Raw genomic sequence first — 13,901 nt, 5'->3', positions numbered from 1 at the left:
ACGCCCGCGCGCGAGATGCCGCGCCGCCCTTGTCGGGTGCCCACAACGACGCCGGACTACCATCGTGAGGTGAGAAGGAAGAGCCGTGAGACGGACGACGTGATCAGCATCACGTCCGCGCCGGAACCGCTCGCCGACGACCTCGCGCGGCGCACGCGCCGGTACCTGCTGCAGATGGGCATCCGCACCCTGTGCTTCGTGCTGGCCGTCGTGCTGTACGGCGTCGTGCCGGCGTGGGTGTCGCTGCTGTTCATCGTCGGCGCGGTCGTGCTGCCCTACGTCGCGGTGCTGTTCGCGAACGCGGGCCGCGAACGGGTCGACCGTGTGCCGACCTACGTGGACCCCCGCGCGATCGGCGCGCGCCGCGAGGACGGCGTCGGCCCGGCCGACCCCGCCGACCACCCGGACCCGAGCCGTCCCCGAGGATCCCGAGGACCCCGATGAGCCTCCTGCAGCCCACCCCCGACGCGGTCGACGAGCTCGTGTGCTCGCGCCGCGGCTGCCGCGCCGAGGCGGCGTGGGGTCTGCTGTGGAACAACCCGAAGCTGCACACGCCCGAGCGCCGCAAGGTCTGGCTCGCGTGCGACGAGCACCGCGAGCACCTGAGCTCCTACCTCGACGTGCGCGGGTTCCTGCGCGGCGCCGTGCCCGTCGCTGAGCTCGAGGTGGCCGAGAGCCCGTGAGCCCGCACGTCCGCCGCGCGCTCGCGCTCGTGCTCGTCGCGCTCGTCGTCGCGACGGGCTGCGCGTTCGCGGGCCGCTGGCAGTGGAACCGGCACGTCGCGCGCGACGCGCTGATCCGGGTGGTCGAGCGGAACTACGCCGCGGAGCCGGTGCCGCTCGACGAGGTGCTGCCCTCGGCCGACGCCGCGCTCGGCACGGACGACGTGTGGCGCCGGGCGGTGGTGACCGGCCGCTACCTGCCCGAGGCCACGGTGCTGCTGCGCAACCGGCCGGTCGAGAGCACGCCGGGGTACCACGTGCTCGTCCCGCTCGTGGTCGAGGCGGGCGGCGAGCCGGGCACGGTGCTGGTCGTGAACCGCGGGTTCGTCGGGATGGGGACCGACGGCTCGGCCGCGGTCGACGTCCCCGCTCCCCCGGCCGGGCCCGTGGAGGTCACGGTCCGGCTCCGGCTCGACGAGCCGCCCGCGCGGGCGGCGGCCGCCGGCCAGGTGCAGGCGATCTCGGTCGCGCAGGTGCTCGACCAGGCGCCGGACGACGCGGCACTCGACGGCCTGACCCCCTACCGCGCGTACGGCGCGCTCGCCGACGAGGACCCGGCCCCGGCGCGGGCGCTCGTGCCGCTGCCGGCACCGAGCACCGACCCGGGATCGCACCTGTCCTACGCGTTCCAGTGGTGGACGTTCGCGCTCGGGGCGCTCGTCGGGTTCTCCGTGATGGCCCGGCGCGAGCTCGTCGACGCACGCCTCGGGGACGAGGGCGAGCCGGAGGGTCCAGGGGCGCCGGGGCCCGACGACGAGGGCACGCCGCCGACCCCGCCCCGCACCCCCCGGGCGGCACGTGCGGCTCGACGGGACCGCGGCCCGAGCGCCGAGGACGTCGAGGACGCCCTGATCGACGCCCAGCTGCGCTGACGTCCCGCAGCGCACTGCCGCCGCGCGTGGGCACGGGACGGGCGAGCGTCCGCGCGCCTGATCCCCGCCGACGCGCGGCCCGGCACGGACCGCCCGGACCTGCTCCCGCTACGCGAGCGAGATCAGGTCGAGGTACGCCGGGCTCCACAGGTCCTCGTCGCCGTCGGGCAGCAGCACGACGCGCTCGGGGTTGAGCGCCGCGACCGCGCCCTCGTCGTGGCTGACCAGGACGACCGCCCCGGTGTAGCCGCGCAGCGCCGCGAGGATCTCCTCGCGCGACGCCGGGTCGAGGTTGTTGGTGGGCTCGTCGAGCAGCAGGACGTTCGCGGAGGACACGACGAGCGCCGCGAGCGCGAGCCGGGTCTTCTCCCCGCCCGAGAGCACGCCCGCCGACTTGTCGGCGTCGTCGCCCGAGAACAGGAACGACCCGAGCACCGAGCGGACCTGGGTGTCGGTCAGGTCGGGCGCCGCGGAGCGGAGGTTCTCCACGACCGTGCGGCTGAGGTCGAGCGTCTCGTGCTCCTGCGCGTAGTACCCGAGCTTGAGCCCGTGCCCGGCCTTGACCTCGCCCGTGTCCGGCTGCGCGAGGCCCGCGAGCATGCGCAGGAGCGTCGTCTTGCCGGCGCCGTTGAGGCCCAGGACGACGACACGGCTCCCCCGGTCGATCGCGAGGTCGACGTCGGTGAAGACCTCCTGCGAGCCGTAGGACTTGCTGAGCCCCTCGGCCGTGAGCGGCGTCTTGCCGCACGGCGCCGGCTCGGGGAACCGCAGCTTGGCGACCTTGTCCGAGACGCGGACCTCCTCGAGCGAGGAGAGCATGCGCTCGGCGCGGCGGGCCATGTTCTGCGCGGCGACGGCCTTGGTCGCCTTGGCGCGCATCTTGTCGGCCTGCGCGAGCAGCACCGCGGCCTTCTTCTCGGTGTTGGCGCGCTCACGCTTGCGGCGCTTCTCGTCGGTCTCGCGCTGCAGCAGGTACGCGTCCCAGCCCAGGTTGTACTGGTCGAGCTCGCCGCGGTTGGCGTCCAGGTGGAAGACCTTGTTCACGGTCGCACGCAGCAGCTCGGTGTCGTGGCTGATGACCACGAAGCCGCCCGGGTAGCTCTTCAGGTAGTCGCGCAGCCACAGGATCGAGTCGGCGTCGAGGTGGTTGGTCGGCTCGTCGAGCAGCAGCGTGTCGACCCCCGAGAACAGGATGCGCGCGAGCTCGACGCGACGGCGCTGACCACCGGACAGCGTGCCGATCGTCTGCCCGAGCACACGCTCGTCGAGGCCCAGGTTCGCCGCGATGCGGCTCGCCTCGCTCTCGGCCGCGTACCCGCCGGCGGCCGTGAAGCGCGCCTCGAGCCGCGTGTAGCGCTCCATCGCGGTGTCCCGCGTGTCGTCGTCCGCGCTCGCCATCTGGCCCTCGGTCTCGCGCATCGCGCGCACGACCTCGTCGAGCCCGCGCGCCGAGAGGATGCGGTCCATCGCGAGCGCGCCGAGGTCGCCCGTGCGCGGGTCCTGCGGCAGGTAGCCGATCTCGCCGGCGCGCGTGATCTGCCCGCCCGACGGCTGCGTCTCCCCCGCGAGCGTCTTGGTCAGCGTCGTCTTGCCCGCGCCGTTGCGTCCGACGAGCCCGATCCGGTCCCCGGCGGCGATGCGGAACGTCGCCTCCTCGAGCAGCACGCGTGCGCCGACACGCAGCTCGACGGCATGGGCAGTGATCACGGGGGTCCTTCCGGGACCGGGCGCCGCACGGGAAGCGGGCGCGCCGATGGACTGGGTCGGGCTGTGGTGTTCCTCCGAAGGCCGCACGCCGGTGTTGGACGCGGGCACAAACGCAACCAAGTCTACGACCGGCTAGCGTTGCGCCCGGCCGCCTCACCCGGTCGCGCCCGCCGAGCACGGCCGGAGCCGGTCCGGGTCGCGGCGCACCGGACGCCGAGCAGGGCGTCCACGCCGTGGACCCGGTCCGCGTGCGCACCCCGCCCGTCCTGCAGAGCCCGGCACCGCTGCCTCCGACACCAGGGAGACCCCATGACCGACGCACCCGAGCCCACCTCCGTGCGGCCGTCCGGCGCCCTCGCGGCCGACGGTCCGGCCCTGCCCGTCGCGCGCACCTCCGCCGCGACCGACGTCGCGCTGGTCGCGACGTTCGCGGCCTTCATCGCCGTGTGCGCGATCCTGCCGGCGATCCCCGTCGCCGGGCTCGCGGTCCCCATCACGCTGCAGACGTTCGGCGTGATGCTCACGGGCATCGTCCTGGGTGCCCGGCGCGGCGGGCTCGCCGTGCTGCTGTACGTGGCCGTCGGCCTCGCCGGGCTGCCCGTGTTCTCCGGCGGCGCCGGCGGGGTCGCCGTCGTGGCCAAGCCGTCGTTCGGCTACATCGTGGGCTTCGTGCTCGCGGCGGCGCTGGTCGGCTTCCTCGTCTCGCGGTTCGCCGCGCGGCTGCGGCCCGCGCGGCGGTACTGGGCGATCTTCGCGTGCGCGACGGTCACGAGCCTCGTCGCGATCCACCCGCTCGGCACCGCCGTCATGGGCTGGCGCCTGGGCATGTCGCCGGGCGAGGCGATCGCCGCGGGAGCGACGTTCCTGCCGGGCGACGTGGTGAAGAACCTGCTCGCCGCGCTCGTCGCGACCGCGCTGTTCCGCGCGTTCCCCGACCTGCTGCGCTCGCGCCGCTGACCTGGCGGACGACGACGCGAGGATGCCGGTCCGATGATCGAGCTCGACGCCGTGACCGTCACCGCGTACGCCACGCACGACGGCCGGTCCGAGGACGTCGTGACGCTGCTCGGTCCGGTCACGTGCCGGCTCACGGAGCGGCGGATCGCGGTCGTCGGAGCCAACGGCTCGGGGAAGTCGACGCTCGCGCGCCTCGTCAACGGCCTCGCGCTGCCGTCGTCCGGGAGCGTGCGCGTCGACGGGCTCGACACCGCGCGCGAGGGGCCCGCGGTCCGGCAGCGCGTCGGGTTCGTGTTCACGGACCCCGAGGCGCAGCTCGTCATGCCGACGCCGCTCGAGGACGTCGCGCTGTCGCTGCGCCGGCTCCGGCTGCCGGCCGCGGAGCGGGACGCCCGCGCGCGGGCCGTGCTCGAGCGCTTCGGGCTCGGCGAGCGGGCCGAGGTCCCGGTGCACGCGCTCTCGGGCGGGCAGAAGCAGCTCCTCGCGCTCGCCGGGGTCCTCGCGACCGAGCCCGCGGTGCTCGTGTGCGACGAGCCGACGACGCTGCTCGACCTGCGCTGGCGCCGGGCCGTCGACGAGCTGCTCGCCGGGCTCGACCAGCAGGTGCTGCTCGTGACGCACGACCTCGACGCCGCAGAGCGGGCCGAGCGGGTGCTCGTCGTGGACGGCGGTGCGGTGGTGTTCGACGGCGACCCGCACGAGGCGGTCGCGACGTACCGGGCGCTCATGGCAGATCGGAAGCCGTGGTGAGCACCGCACGCGTGGCACGCCCGGCGCGGCGGGCGACCCGGGCTCGTGCGTCGACCGCGCCCGTGCCCGCGACCCGGGCGCTGAGGTGACGCGGGCGCGGGCTGCGCGCGCCGGCCGGCCCCAGCGCTCGCCGTGGGCCGGGCCGCTCGGCCTGTACCACCCGGGCACGACCGTCCTGCACCGCGCGCGCCCCGGGCTCAAGCTCGCGGGGCTCGCGCTGCTCGGTGTCGCCGTCGTGGTCGCGACCGGGCCGCTCAGCGCCGGGATCGCGCTCGGCGTCGGCGTCCTGCTCGCGCTCGTCGGGCGCCTGCCGCCGCACGTGACGCTGCGCGGCCTCGGCCCGGTGCTCGTGACCGCGGCGCTCGTCGGCCTCTACCAGTGGTGGGCCCGCGGGTGGCCCGTCGCGGTCGAGGTCGCGCTCGACCTCGTGGCGCTGGTGCTCGCAGCCGTCGTCGTCACCGCGACGACACCGGCGGACCGCCTGCTCGACACCCTCACGCGGCTGGCCCGCCCGCTGCGGCACGTCGGGCTGCCGCCGGAGACGTTCGCCCTGGCGGTCGGGCTCATGCTCCGGACCGTCCCCATGCTCGCGCGGACCGTGCACGAGGTGCGCGACGCCGCGCGGGCCCGCGGGCTCGAGCGGGACCCCCGCGCGCTCCTCGTGCCGGCGGCGGTGCGGACCGTCGCGCACGCACGCGCCGTCGGGGACGCGCTCGCCGCGCGCGGGCTCGGCGAGGAGCCGGACGACCGTCCGTCTCGCCGTGCACGGGCGTGAGGTGCGGTCTACCGTCTGCGCCATGACATTCAGCGAGGGTGGCGGATTCGAGGGTGGTCGCGTCGAGACCAGCCGTGGCGGGCGTGGGGCTGCCGTCGGGGGCGGCGTCGGGCTGGTCGGGATCGCGGTCTTCCTCATCGCCCAGTTCACGGGCGTCGACCTCAGCGGCGTCGTGGGCGGCGCGCAGGGCGGCGGGGCGGCCGAGGAGGTCGGCGCGGTTGGCGACTGCACTGTCGAGGAGGCGAACACGAACCGCGAGTGCCGTCTGTCCGCGACCGTGCAGTCGCTCGACGCGTACTGGGCCGCCGCCCTGCCCGCGGCGGGCGTCGAGTTCGTCGCCCCCGGCGTGCGGGCGTTCCAGGACTCGGTCGGGACCGGTTGCGGCCAGGCGTCCGCGTCGACCGGGCCGTTCTACTGCCCGCCCGACCAGAAGATCTACATGGACCTGCGGTTCTTCGACCTGCTGCAGAGCCAGTTCGGCGCCTCCGGCGGCGAGCTCGCCGAGATGTACGTCACGGCGCACGAGTACGGCCACCACATCCAGACCGTCACCGGCGTCATGGACCGCGCGGACCGCCAGGGCACGGGCGCGACGTCCGACTCGGTGCGCGTCGAGCTCCAGGCCGACTGCTACGCCGGGGTGTGGGCGGGCACCGCCGCGAGCACGGTCGACCCCGACACGGGGGTCACGTTCCTCGAGCCGATCACCGACGCCCAGCTCGCCGACGCGCTGTCCGCCGCCGAGGCCGTCGGCGACGACCACATCCAGGCGCAGTCCGGCGGCGGCGTGAACCCGCACACGTGGACGCACGGGTCGAGCGAGCAGCGCCAGCGCTGGTTCACCACCGGGTACAACGAGCGCGACATGGCGGCGTGCGACACGTTCGCGGCGACGGACCTCTGACTCGCGGCGACGACCGCGCCGGACCGGCCCCGACCGGGACCTCCGCGCCGCTCGCGCCACGGCACGACGAGAGCCCGGCACCTGTGCGGTGCCGGGCTCGCGTGCGTCGTGAGGCGGTGCCGGGCGGACCGGAACCGCTCCGCGGGGCGGTGCGCCCCGCGTGGTCGGTCGCTCAGATGTTGAAGCCGAGCGCCCGCATCTGCTCGCGGCCGTCGGGCGTGATCTTCTCGGGGCCCCACGGCGGCATCCAGACCCAGTTGATCCGGAAGCCGTCGACGACGCCGTCGAGCGACTGCCCGGCCTGGTCCTCGATGACGTCGGTCAGCGGGCACGCCGCCGAGGTCAGGGTCATGTCGATCACGGCGGTGTTCGTCTGGTCGACCGTGACGCCGTAGACGAGCCCGAGGTCGACCACGTTGATGCCGAGCTCGGGGTCGATGACGTCGCGCAGGGCCTCCTCGACGTCCGCGGCCGTGGTCGGGCTCGCGGGTGCGCCGCCCGGTGTGGTGGCTGTCATGCGTCCTCCTTGGTCCCGGCCGGCGCAGTGGCGCCGGTCCTGATGAGCGCGTCCTGCAGTGCGGCCCAGCCGAGCAGCGCGCACTTGATGCGGGCGGGGTACTTCGCGACCCCGGTGAAGGCGGTGGCGTCGCCGAGGCGGTCCTCGGTGTCCGCGGCGAGCCCGGCGCCGCGCGAGCCCATGAGCTCCCGGAACTCCGCGGCGAGCGCGTCGACCTCGTCGAGCGGCGTGCCGGTCACGAGGTCGTGGAGCACCGAGACGGAGGCCTGGGAGATGCTGCAGCCCTCGCCCTCCCAGCTCAGGGCGGCGACGCGGCCGTCCGCGACCTCCACGCGCAGCGTCACCTCGTCGCCGCACGTCGGGTTGACCTGGTGCGACTCCCCCGCCCCCGGGCCGGCGGCGACGAGCCCGCGGCCGTGTGGCGCGCGCGCGTGGTCGAGGATGACCTGCTGGTACAGCTGCTCCATCGAGCTCATCGCAGCTCCTCCCGCGCGGTGCCGGCGGGCGCCGGTGCGTCCGTCACCCCGAAGAACGCCCGGACCCCCGCGAGTGCTTCCCGGAAGACCTCGATCTCCTCGAGCGTCGTGTACACCGCGCCGCTCGCGCGCGCCGTGGCGGCGACCCCGAACCGGCGGTGCAGCGGCTGCGCGCAGTGGTGCCCGACCCGGACGGCGACCCCGGCGTCGTCGAGCACCTGGCCGACGTCGTGCGCGTGCACGCCGTCGACGACGAACGACACCGCGGCGAGCCGGTCCCGGGTGTCCGTCGGGCCGATCACGCGGACGCCCGGCACGGACGCGACCGCGTCGAGCAGCGCCCCGGCGATCTCGGCCTCGTGCGCCGCGACCGCGGGCATCCCGAGCTCGTGCAGGTAGCTCGCGGCCGCGCCCATCGCGACGGCCTGCGACACCATCTGCGTGCCGGCCTCGAACCGCTGCGGCGGCGGCGCGTAGGTCGTGGTCTCCATCGTGACGACCTCGACCATCGAGCCGCCGGTCGTCACGGGCGGCATCGCCTCGAGCAGCTCGCGCCGCCCGTACAGCGCACCGACGCCGGTCGGCGCGAGCATCTTGTGCCCGGAGAACGCCGCGAAGTCGACGCCGAGCCCGGCCAGGTCGACCGGCAGGTGCGGCACGGACTGGCACGCGTCGAGCACGGTCAGCGCGCCGACCTCGCGGGCCCGCGCCACGAACGCCTCGACGTCCGTGACAGCACCGGTGACGTTGGACGCGTGCGTGAAGGCCAGCACGCGCGTGCGGTCGGTGACGACGGTCGCGAGCTCGTCGGTCCGCAGGCGCCCGTCGTCGTCCACGCCGATCCACCGCAGCGTCGCCCCCGTGCGGGCGGCGAGCTCCTGCCACGGCACGAGGTTCGCGTGGTGCTCGAGCTCGGTGACGACGATCTCGTCGCCCGCGCCGAGCGCGAACCGCCGGGCGTCCGCCCCGCCGCGCCCGAGCGACGCGTTCTGCATCGCGTAGGCGACGAGGTTGAGCGCCGCCGTCGCGTTCGACGTCCAGACCAGCTCGCCCGGTGAGACGCCGACGAACGACGCGACCCGGTCGCGCGCGTCCTCGAACGCCTCGGTCGCCTCCTCGGCGAGCTGGTGCGCACCGCGGTGCACCGCGGCGTTGCGCTGCGCGTAGAAGTCCTGCTCGGCGTCGAGGACGACCTCGGGCTTCTGCGACGTCGCCGCCGAGTCGAGGTAGACGAGCGGGCGGCCGTCGCGCAGCGTGCGCGTGAGCAGCGGGAAGTCGGCGCGCACCGCCGCGAGCTCGCTCGCGCCCAGCCGGTGCTCCTGGGTCGTGGTCACGTCGTCCGTCCTTGCTGGGTGTGCCGGCGGCCGCAGGTCACGGCCGGTGCCCGCCGGTGGGCCCGCCCGCCGGAGCGGGTCGGGACCACCGGGCGGGGATCACGCGGTGCGGCAGGTCACGCGGTGACGGTGCCCGTCGGCAGGAACCGGTCGTAGCCCTCGGACTCGAGGCGCTCGGCGAGCTCGGGGCCGCCCTGCTCGGCGACCTTGCCGTCGACGAAGACGTGCACGAAGTCGGGCGTGATGTAGCGGAGGATGCGCGTGTAGTGCGTGATCAGCAGCACGCCGACCTCGCCGCCCGAGCGGACGCGGTTGACGCCCTCCGAGACGACGCGCAGCGCGTCCACGTCGAGACCCGAGTCGGTCTCGTCGAGGATCGCGAACTTCGGCTTGAGGAGCTCGAGCTGGAGGATCTCGTGACGCTTCTTCTCACCGCCCGAGAAGCCCTCGTTGACGTTGCGCGTCGCGAACTCGGGGTCCATGCGCAGCAGGTCCATGGCCGCCTTGACGTCCTTGGTCCAGGTGCGCAGCGGAGGCGCGGTGCCGTCGATCGCGGTCTTCGCGGTACGCAGGAAGTTCGTCACCGAGACGCCCGGGACCTCGACGGGGTACTGCATCGCGAGGAACAGGCCCGCCTTGGCGCGCTCGTCGACGCTCATCGCGAGGACGTCCTCGCCGTCGAGCGTCACCGTGCCGGCCGTGACGTCGTACTTCGGGTGGCCCGCGAGCGAGTAGGCCAGCGTGGACTTGCCCGAGCCGTTGGGGCCCATGATGGCGTGGGTCTCGCCGCTGCCGATCGTCAGGTCGACACCGCGCAGGATCGGCTTGGGGCCCTCCTTGGTCTCGACGCTGACGTGCAGGTCGCGAATCTCTAGCGTGGCCATTCTCAGTTCTCCTCGGAGGATCCGTGGGGGGCGTCGACGTCCACGAGCACACGCTCGCCGTCGACGGTCAGGGGGTAGACGGGGACGGGGCGCACGGCCGGGGGGCTGAGCGGCTTTCCCGTGGCGAGGTCGAAGCGCGAGCCGTGCAGCCAGCACTCGATCGTGCGGCCCTCGACCTCGCCGTCGGACAGCGAGACAGCGCCGTGCGAGCAGATGTCGGAGACGGCGTGCAGGCCGCCCTCCTCGTCGCGCACGACGGCGACCTCGACGGGGCCCTTCTCGCCCTCGAGCTCGAGGCGCAGGGCGCAGCCGACGGCCACGTCCTCGGCGTAGCAGGCGAACTGTGCGCTCACACCTGCTCCTGCTCGCGCACCTCGACCGGGGTGAGGTCCGTGTCGCCGGTGGGCAGGGTCGCCTCGGCGCCGAGCACGCTCATGCTCTTCTCGAGCTCGGCCTCGATCGACTCGAGCAGGCGCTCCTCGACCTCAGGCACACCGATCGCGTGGATGAGCTCGGCGAAGAACCCGCGCACGACGAGCCGGCGCGCGTCGGACTCGGGGATGCCGCGCGAGCGCAGGTAGAACAGCTGCTCGTCGTCGAAGCGCCCGGTCGCGCTCGCGTGCCCGGCACCCTCGATCAGGCCGGTCTCGATCTCGAGGTTCGGCACCGAGTCGGCCCGCGCGCCGTCCGAGAGGACGAGGTTGCGGTTGAGCTCGTAGGTGTCGGTGCCCTCGGCCTCGGCGCGGATCAGCACGTCGCCGACCCACACCGTGTGCGCGCCCTCGCCCTGCAGCGCGCCCTTGTACGTGACGCGCGAGCGGCACGAGGGGACGTTGTGGTCGACGAAGAGCCGGTGCTCCTGGTGCTGGCCGGCGTCCGCGAAGTACAGGCCGATCATCTCGATCGACCCGTTCTCGCCGGCGAACTCGGCGTCCGGTGTGACCCGCACGACGTCGCCGCCGAGCGTCACGACGATGTGCTTGACCGTCGCGTCGCGGCCGACCTTGATGCGGTGGCTCGACGCGTGCACCGAGCCCTCCGCCCAGTCCTGGACCGACACGAGGGTCAGGTGCGCGCCGTCCTCGACGACGACCTCGACGGTCTCCGCGAGCGACGCCGGACCGACGTGGTCGATGACCACGAGCGACTCGGACAGCTCGCGGGCGTGCACGAGGATGTGCGACGCGGTCGTCTTGGCGGCGTCGATGCCCTCGACGCGGACCATCGTCGCGGCCGACGCCACGGCCTGCGGCGGGACCGTGAGGATCGTCGCGCGCTGGAACGAGGCCCACGCCGTGGCGGCCGTGCGGTCGCCCGGCTTGCCGGCCTGGCCGAGGCGCACGTCGTCGCGGTCGACGACCTCGACCGTGACCTCGGGCGCCTCGACGACCGTCGTGATCACCTTCGGGCCGGTCAGCTCGTCCGCGAACAGCGGGGCGAGCCGGTCGACCGGCGCGAACCGCCACTCCTCCTCGCGCCCGGTCGGCACGGGGAACTGCGCGAGCTCGAACGAGCTCACGCGCTCCGCGCGCGACGACTGCGGCGTGCCGCCGACCCCGTGGCGGTGCGCACCGTCGGCGACGGCACGCGAGTGGTCGGTCGTGAGGCCGCCGGGCGTGCCCGGGGTCTCCTGGTCAGTTGTGGTGCTCGTCATCAGCCGACGGACCCTTCCATCTGCAGCTCGATCAGGCGGTTCAGCTCGAGGGCGTACTCCATGGGCAGCTCGCGCGCGATCGGCTCGACGAAGCCGCGCACGATCATGGCCATGGCCTCGGTCTCGGCCATGCCGCGGGACATGAGGTAGAACAGCTGGTCCTCGCTCACGCGCGAGACCGTGGCCTCGTGCCCCATCGAGACGTCGTCCTCGCGGACGTCGACGTAGGGGTAGGTGTCCGAGCGGGAGATCTGGTCGACGAGCAGCGCGTCGCACAGCACGTTGGACGCCGAGTGGCTCGCGCCCTCGAGCACCTGGACGAGACCGCGGTACGACGTGCGGCCACCGCCACGAGCGACCGACTTCGACACGATCGACGAGGACGTGTGCGGCGCGGCGTGCACCATCTTGGCGCCCGCGTCCTGGTGCTGGCCCTCGCCCGCGAACGCGATCGACAGTGTCTCGCCGCGCGCGTGCTCGCCCATGAGGTAGATCGCCGGGTACTTCATCGTGACCTTGGAGCCGATGTTGCCGTCGACCCACTCCATCGTCGCGCCCTCGGCGGCCGTGGCGCGCTTGGTCACGAGGTTGTACACGTTGTTCGACCAGTTCTGGATCGTCGTGTACCGGACCCGGGCGTTCTTCTTCACGATGATCTCGACGACCGCGGAGTGCAGCGAGTCCGACGAGTACACCGGCGCGGTGCAGCCCTCGACGTAGTGCACGTACGAGCCCTCGTCCGCGATGATCAGCGTCCGCTCGAACTGGCCCATGTTCTCGGTGTTGATCCGGAAGTAGGCCTGCAGCGGGATCTCGACGTGCACGCCCGGCGGGACGTAGACGAACGAGCCGCCCGACCACACCGCCGTGTTGAGCGAGGCGAACTTGTTGTCGCCCGGGGGGATCACGGAGCCGAAGTACTGCTCGAAGATCTCCGGGTACTCGCGCAGGCCCGTGTCGGTGTCGACGAAGATGACGCCCTGCTCCTCCAGCTCCTCCTGGATCTGGTGGTAGACGACCTCGGACTCGTACTGCGCGGCGACGCCGGCGACGAGGCGCTGCTTCTCCGCCTCCGGGATCCCGAGCCGGTCGTAGGTGTTCTTGATGTCGTCCGGGAGGTCCTCCCAGCTCGTCGCCTGCTTCTCCGTCGACCGCACGAAGTACTTGATGTTGTCGAAGTCGATGCCCGACAGGTCCGAGCCCCACCAGGGCATCGGCTTCTTGTCGAACAGGCGCAGCGACTTCAGGCGCGTCTTGAGCATCCACTCGGGCTCGTTCTTGAGCGCCGAGATGTTGCGCACGACGTCCTCGTCGACGCCGCGGCGCGCGGAGGCGCCGGCGGCGTCGCCGTCGTGCCATCCGTACCCGTAGGTGCCGATGGACGCGATGGCCTCGTCCTGGGTGAGGGGGGTGCTCACGGGGTTCTCGGTGGACGCACTCATGCGTTCGGTCCTTCCACAGGGGCAGGGGGCGTGGTGATCGGGATGTTCGTGGTGCACACGTGTCCCCCGGCGGCGAGCGTCGAGAGTCGTTGCACGTGGACTCCGAGGAGACGCGAGAACGCGTGCGCCTCGGCCTCGCAGAGCTGCGGGAACTCGGTGGCGATCTGCTGCACCGGGCAGTGGCCCTGGCACAGCTGGACCGCCCGTGCGCCCGGTCCGGGGCGCGCGGTCGCGGCGTACCCGTCGCGGGCGAGCCCGTCGGCGAGGGCCTGGGCGCGTGCCTGGACGTCGGGGCCGGCCGCGGCGACGGCCGCCGCGTGCCGGGTCTCGAGGTCGCGCACGCGGCGCTCCGCGAACTCCTCGAGCGCGCCCGGGCCGGCGACCTCGGCGAGGAAGCGCAGCGCCTGCGCGGCGAGCTCGGGGTAGCGGTGGGAGAGCGCCGCCTGGCCCTGCGCTGTGACGACGTACCGGCGGGCCGGACGTCCGCGGCGGGCGGGCGCGGGGGTGCTCGACTCGTGGACCGCGATCTGGGCGGTGCCCTCGAGGACGCCGAGGTGCCGGCGGATCGCGGTGCCGGTCAGGTCGAGCTCTGCGGCGAGCTCCGCCGCGGAGACGGGGCCGTCGGCGGCGACGAGCTCGAGGATGCGGCGGCGGGTCCCGGCCTCGTCGGCGGCACCAGGCGCACCGCGCACGGCCGACGGGACGGCTGAGGTCGCGGCGTCGTGAGCGGCGGTGGTCTCGTGGGCCTGCGGGGTCGTCCGAGGTGCCCGTGTCACCGGCATCGTCGCGCTCACGAACCACCTCCTCCGCAGTCTCGATATTGCCAACATCCTTGTTGCCGAATTCGTTCCGTGCAAGCAAGGTGACCCTCACCACGGCGGCGCTCCACGCGCGCGGGGCGTCGGCA

The 13,901-nt window shown here is 73.8% G+C and carries 16 protein-coding genes; 7 read left to right on the top strand and 9 right to left on the bottom strand.

Annotation, left to right across the window (positions count from 1 at the left end; all coding sequences use genetic code 11):
• The first annotated feature begins 69 nt into the window (after nucleotides 1–69).
• Genes NXY84_RS09590 through NXY84_RS09580 form a run of 3 tightly spaced genes read left to right on the top strand, consistent with a single transcriptional unit; the run spans nucleotide 70 to nucleotide 1,594 of the window.
• Complete coding sequence (locus NXY84_RS09590; RefSeq protein ID WP_258726851.1) at nucleotides 70–444, top strand: DUF3099 domain-containing protein; 375 nt, start codon at nucleotides 70–72, stop codon at nucleotides 442–444.
• The gene (locus tag NXY84_RS09585; protein ID WP_258726850.1) at nucleotides 441–683 is read left to right on the top strand and encodes a hypothetical protein; all 243 of its coding nucleotides are present in this window, start codon (nucleotides 441–443) and stop codon (nucleotides 681–683) included. The genes NXY84_RS09590 and NXY84_RS09585 overlap by 4 nt, the downstream gene beginning before the upstream one ends.
• Nucleotides 680–1,594, top strand: a complete 915-nt coding sequence (locus NXY84_RS09580) for an SURF1 family protein (protein ID WP_258726849.1) — start codon at nucleotides 680–682, stop codon at nucleotides 1,592–1,594. Before NXY84_RS09585 ends, NXY84_RS09580 begins: the two co-directional genes overlap by 4 nt.
• A gap of 108 nt (nucleotides 1,595–1,702) precedes the next feature.
• On the opposite strand, the gene NXY84_RS09575 is transcribed toward NXY84_RS09580, so the two are convergent.
• Complete coding sequence (locus NXY84_RS09575) at nucleotides 1,703–3,301, bottom strand: ABC-F family ATP-binding cassette domain-containing protein (RefSeq protein ID WP_258726848.1); 1,599 nt, start codon at nucleotides 3,299–3,301, stop codon at nucleotides 1,703–1,705.
• A 309-nt stretch (nucleotides 3,302–3,610) separates the two neighbouring features.
• Here NXY84_RS09575 and NXY84_RS09570 point away from each other — a divergent pair, with 309 nt between their 5' ends.
• The 4 genes from NXY84_RS09570 to ypfJ all read left to right on the top strand — a co-directional run bounded on the left by NXY84_RS09570 (nucleotide 3,611) and on the right by ypfJ (nucleotide 6,687).
• Nucleotides 3,611–4,258 carry a biotin transporter BioY gene (locus NXY84_RS09570; RefSeq protein ID WP_258726847.1) on the top strand — a complete coding sequence of 216 codons (648 nt, stop codon included), beginning with the start codon at nucleotides 3,611–3,613 and terminating at the stop codon, nucleotides 4,256–4,258.
• A 33-nt stretch (nucleotides 4,259–4,291) separates the two neighbouring features.
• On the top strand, nucleotides 4,292–5,008 hold the full coding sequence (locus tag NXY84_RS09565; protein ID WP_258726846.1) for an energy-coupling factor ABC transporter ATP-binding protein: 717 nt from the start codon (nucleotides 4,292–4,294) through the stop codon (nucleotides 5,006–5,008).
• Between the two features lie 85 nt (nucleotides 5,009–5,093).
• Nucleotides 5,094–5,783: an energy-coupling factor transporter transmembrane component T family protein gene (locus tag NXY84_RS09560; RefSeq protein WP_258726845.1), complete on the top strand. Its 690-nt coding sequence runs from the start codon at nucleotides 5,094–5,096 to the stop codon at nucleotides 5,781–5,783.
• A 22-nt stretch (nucleotides 5,784–5,805) separates the two neighbouring features.
• Nucleotides 5,806–6,687: a KPN_02809 family neutral zinc metallopeptidase gene (gene ypfJ / locus NXY84_RS09555; RefSeq protein WP_258726844.1), complete on the top strand. Its 882-nt coding sequence runs from the start codon at nucleotides 5,806–5,808 to the stop codon at nucleotides 6,685–6,687.
• A 172-nt stretch (nucleotides 6,688–6,859) separates the two neighbouring features.
• On the opposite strand, the gene NXY84_RS09550 is transcribed toward ypfJ, so the two are convergent.
• The 8 genes from NXY84_RS09550 to NXY84_RS09515 all read right to left on the bottom strand — a co-directional run bounded on the left by NXY84_RS09550 (nucleotide 6,860) and on the right by NXY84_RS09515 (nucleotide 13,788).
• Entirely contained in the window at nucleotides 6,860–7,204 is a 345-nt protein-coding gene (locus NXY84_RS09550) for a metal-sulfur cluster assembly factor (RefSeq protein ID WP_034626887.1), read from the bottom strand.
• Nucleotides 7,201–7,680 carry a Fe-S cluster assembly sulfur transfer protein SufU gene (gene sufU, locus NXY84_RS09545; protein WP_258726843.1) on the bottom strand — a complete coding sequence of 160 codons (480 nt, stop codon included), beginning with the start codon at nucleotides 7,678–7,680 and terminating at the stop codon, nucleotides 7,201–7,203. The genes NXY84_RS09550 and sufU overlap by 4 nt, the downstream gene beginning before the upstream one ends.
• The gene (locus NXY84_RS09540; protein ID WP_258726842.1) at nucleotides 7,677–9,014 is read right to left on the bottom strand and encodes a SufS family cysteine desulfurase; all 1,338 of its coding nucleotides are present in this window, start codon (nucleotides 9,012–9,014) and stop codon (nucleotides 7,677–7,679) included. The genes sufU and NXY84_RS09540 overlap by 4 nt, the downstream gene beginning before the upstream one ends.
• A gap of 116 nt (nucleotides 9,015–9,130) precedes the next feature.
• Nucleotides 9,131–9,898, bottom strand: coding sequence for a Fe-S cluster assembly ATPase SufC (gene sufC / locus NXY84_RS09535; protein ID WP_258726841.1), 768 nt, complete (start codon nucleotides 9,896–9,898; stop codon nucleotides 9,131–9,133).
• A gap of 2 nt (nucleotides 9,899–9,900) precedes the next feature.
• Entirely contained in the window at nucleotides 9,901–10,251 is a 351-nt protein-coding gene (locus NXY84_RS09530) for a non-heme iron oxygenase ferredoxin subunit (protein WP_258726840.1), read from the bottom strand.
• Complete coding sequence (sufD, locus tag NXY84_RS09525; protein WP_258726839.1) at nucleotides 10,248–11,552, bottom strand: Fe-S cluster assembly protein SufD; 1,305 nt, start codon at nucleotides 11,550–11,552, stop codon at nucleotides 10,248–10,250. Before sufD ends, NXY84_RS09530 begins: the two co-directional genes overlap by 4 nt.
• A complete protein-coding gene (sufB, locus tag NXY84_RS09520; RefSeq protein WP_258726838.1) occupies nucleotides 11,552–12,994 on the bottom strand; it encodes a Fe-S cluster assembly protein SufB in 1,443 nt (480 codons plus the stop codon). The genes sufD and sufB overlap by 1 nt, the downstream gene beginning before the upstream one ends.
• Nucleotides 12,991–13,788 carry a helix-turn-helix transcriptional regulator gene (locus NXY84_RS09515; RefSeq protein ID WP_258726837.1) on the bottom strand — a complete coding sequence of 266 codons (798 nt, stop codon included), beginning with the start codon at nucleotides 13,786–13,788 and terminating at the stop codon, nucleotides 12,991–12,993. Before NXY84_RS09515 ends, sufB begins: the two co-directional genes overlap by 4 nt.
• Between the last annotated feature and the right edge of the window lie 113 nt (nucleotides 13,789–13,901).

The sequence above is a fragment of the Cellulomonas sp. NS3 genome (assembly GCF_024757985.1).
Taxonomy (GTDB): Bacteria; Actinomycetota; Actinomycetes; order Actinomycetales; family Cellulomonadaceae; genus Cellulomonas_A.
This window is presented reverse-complemented; position numbering and strand designations above follow the sequence as displayed.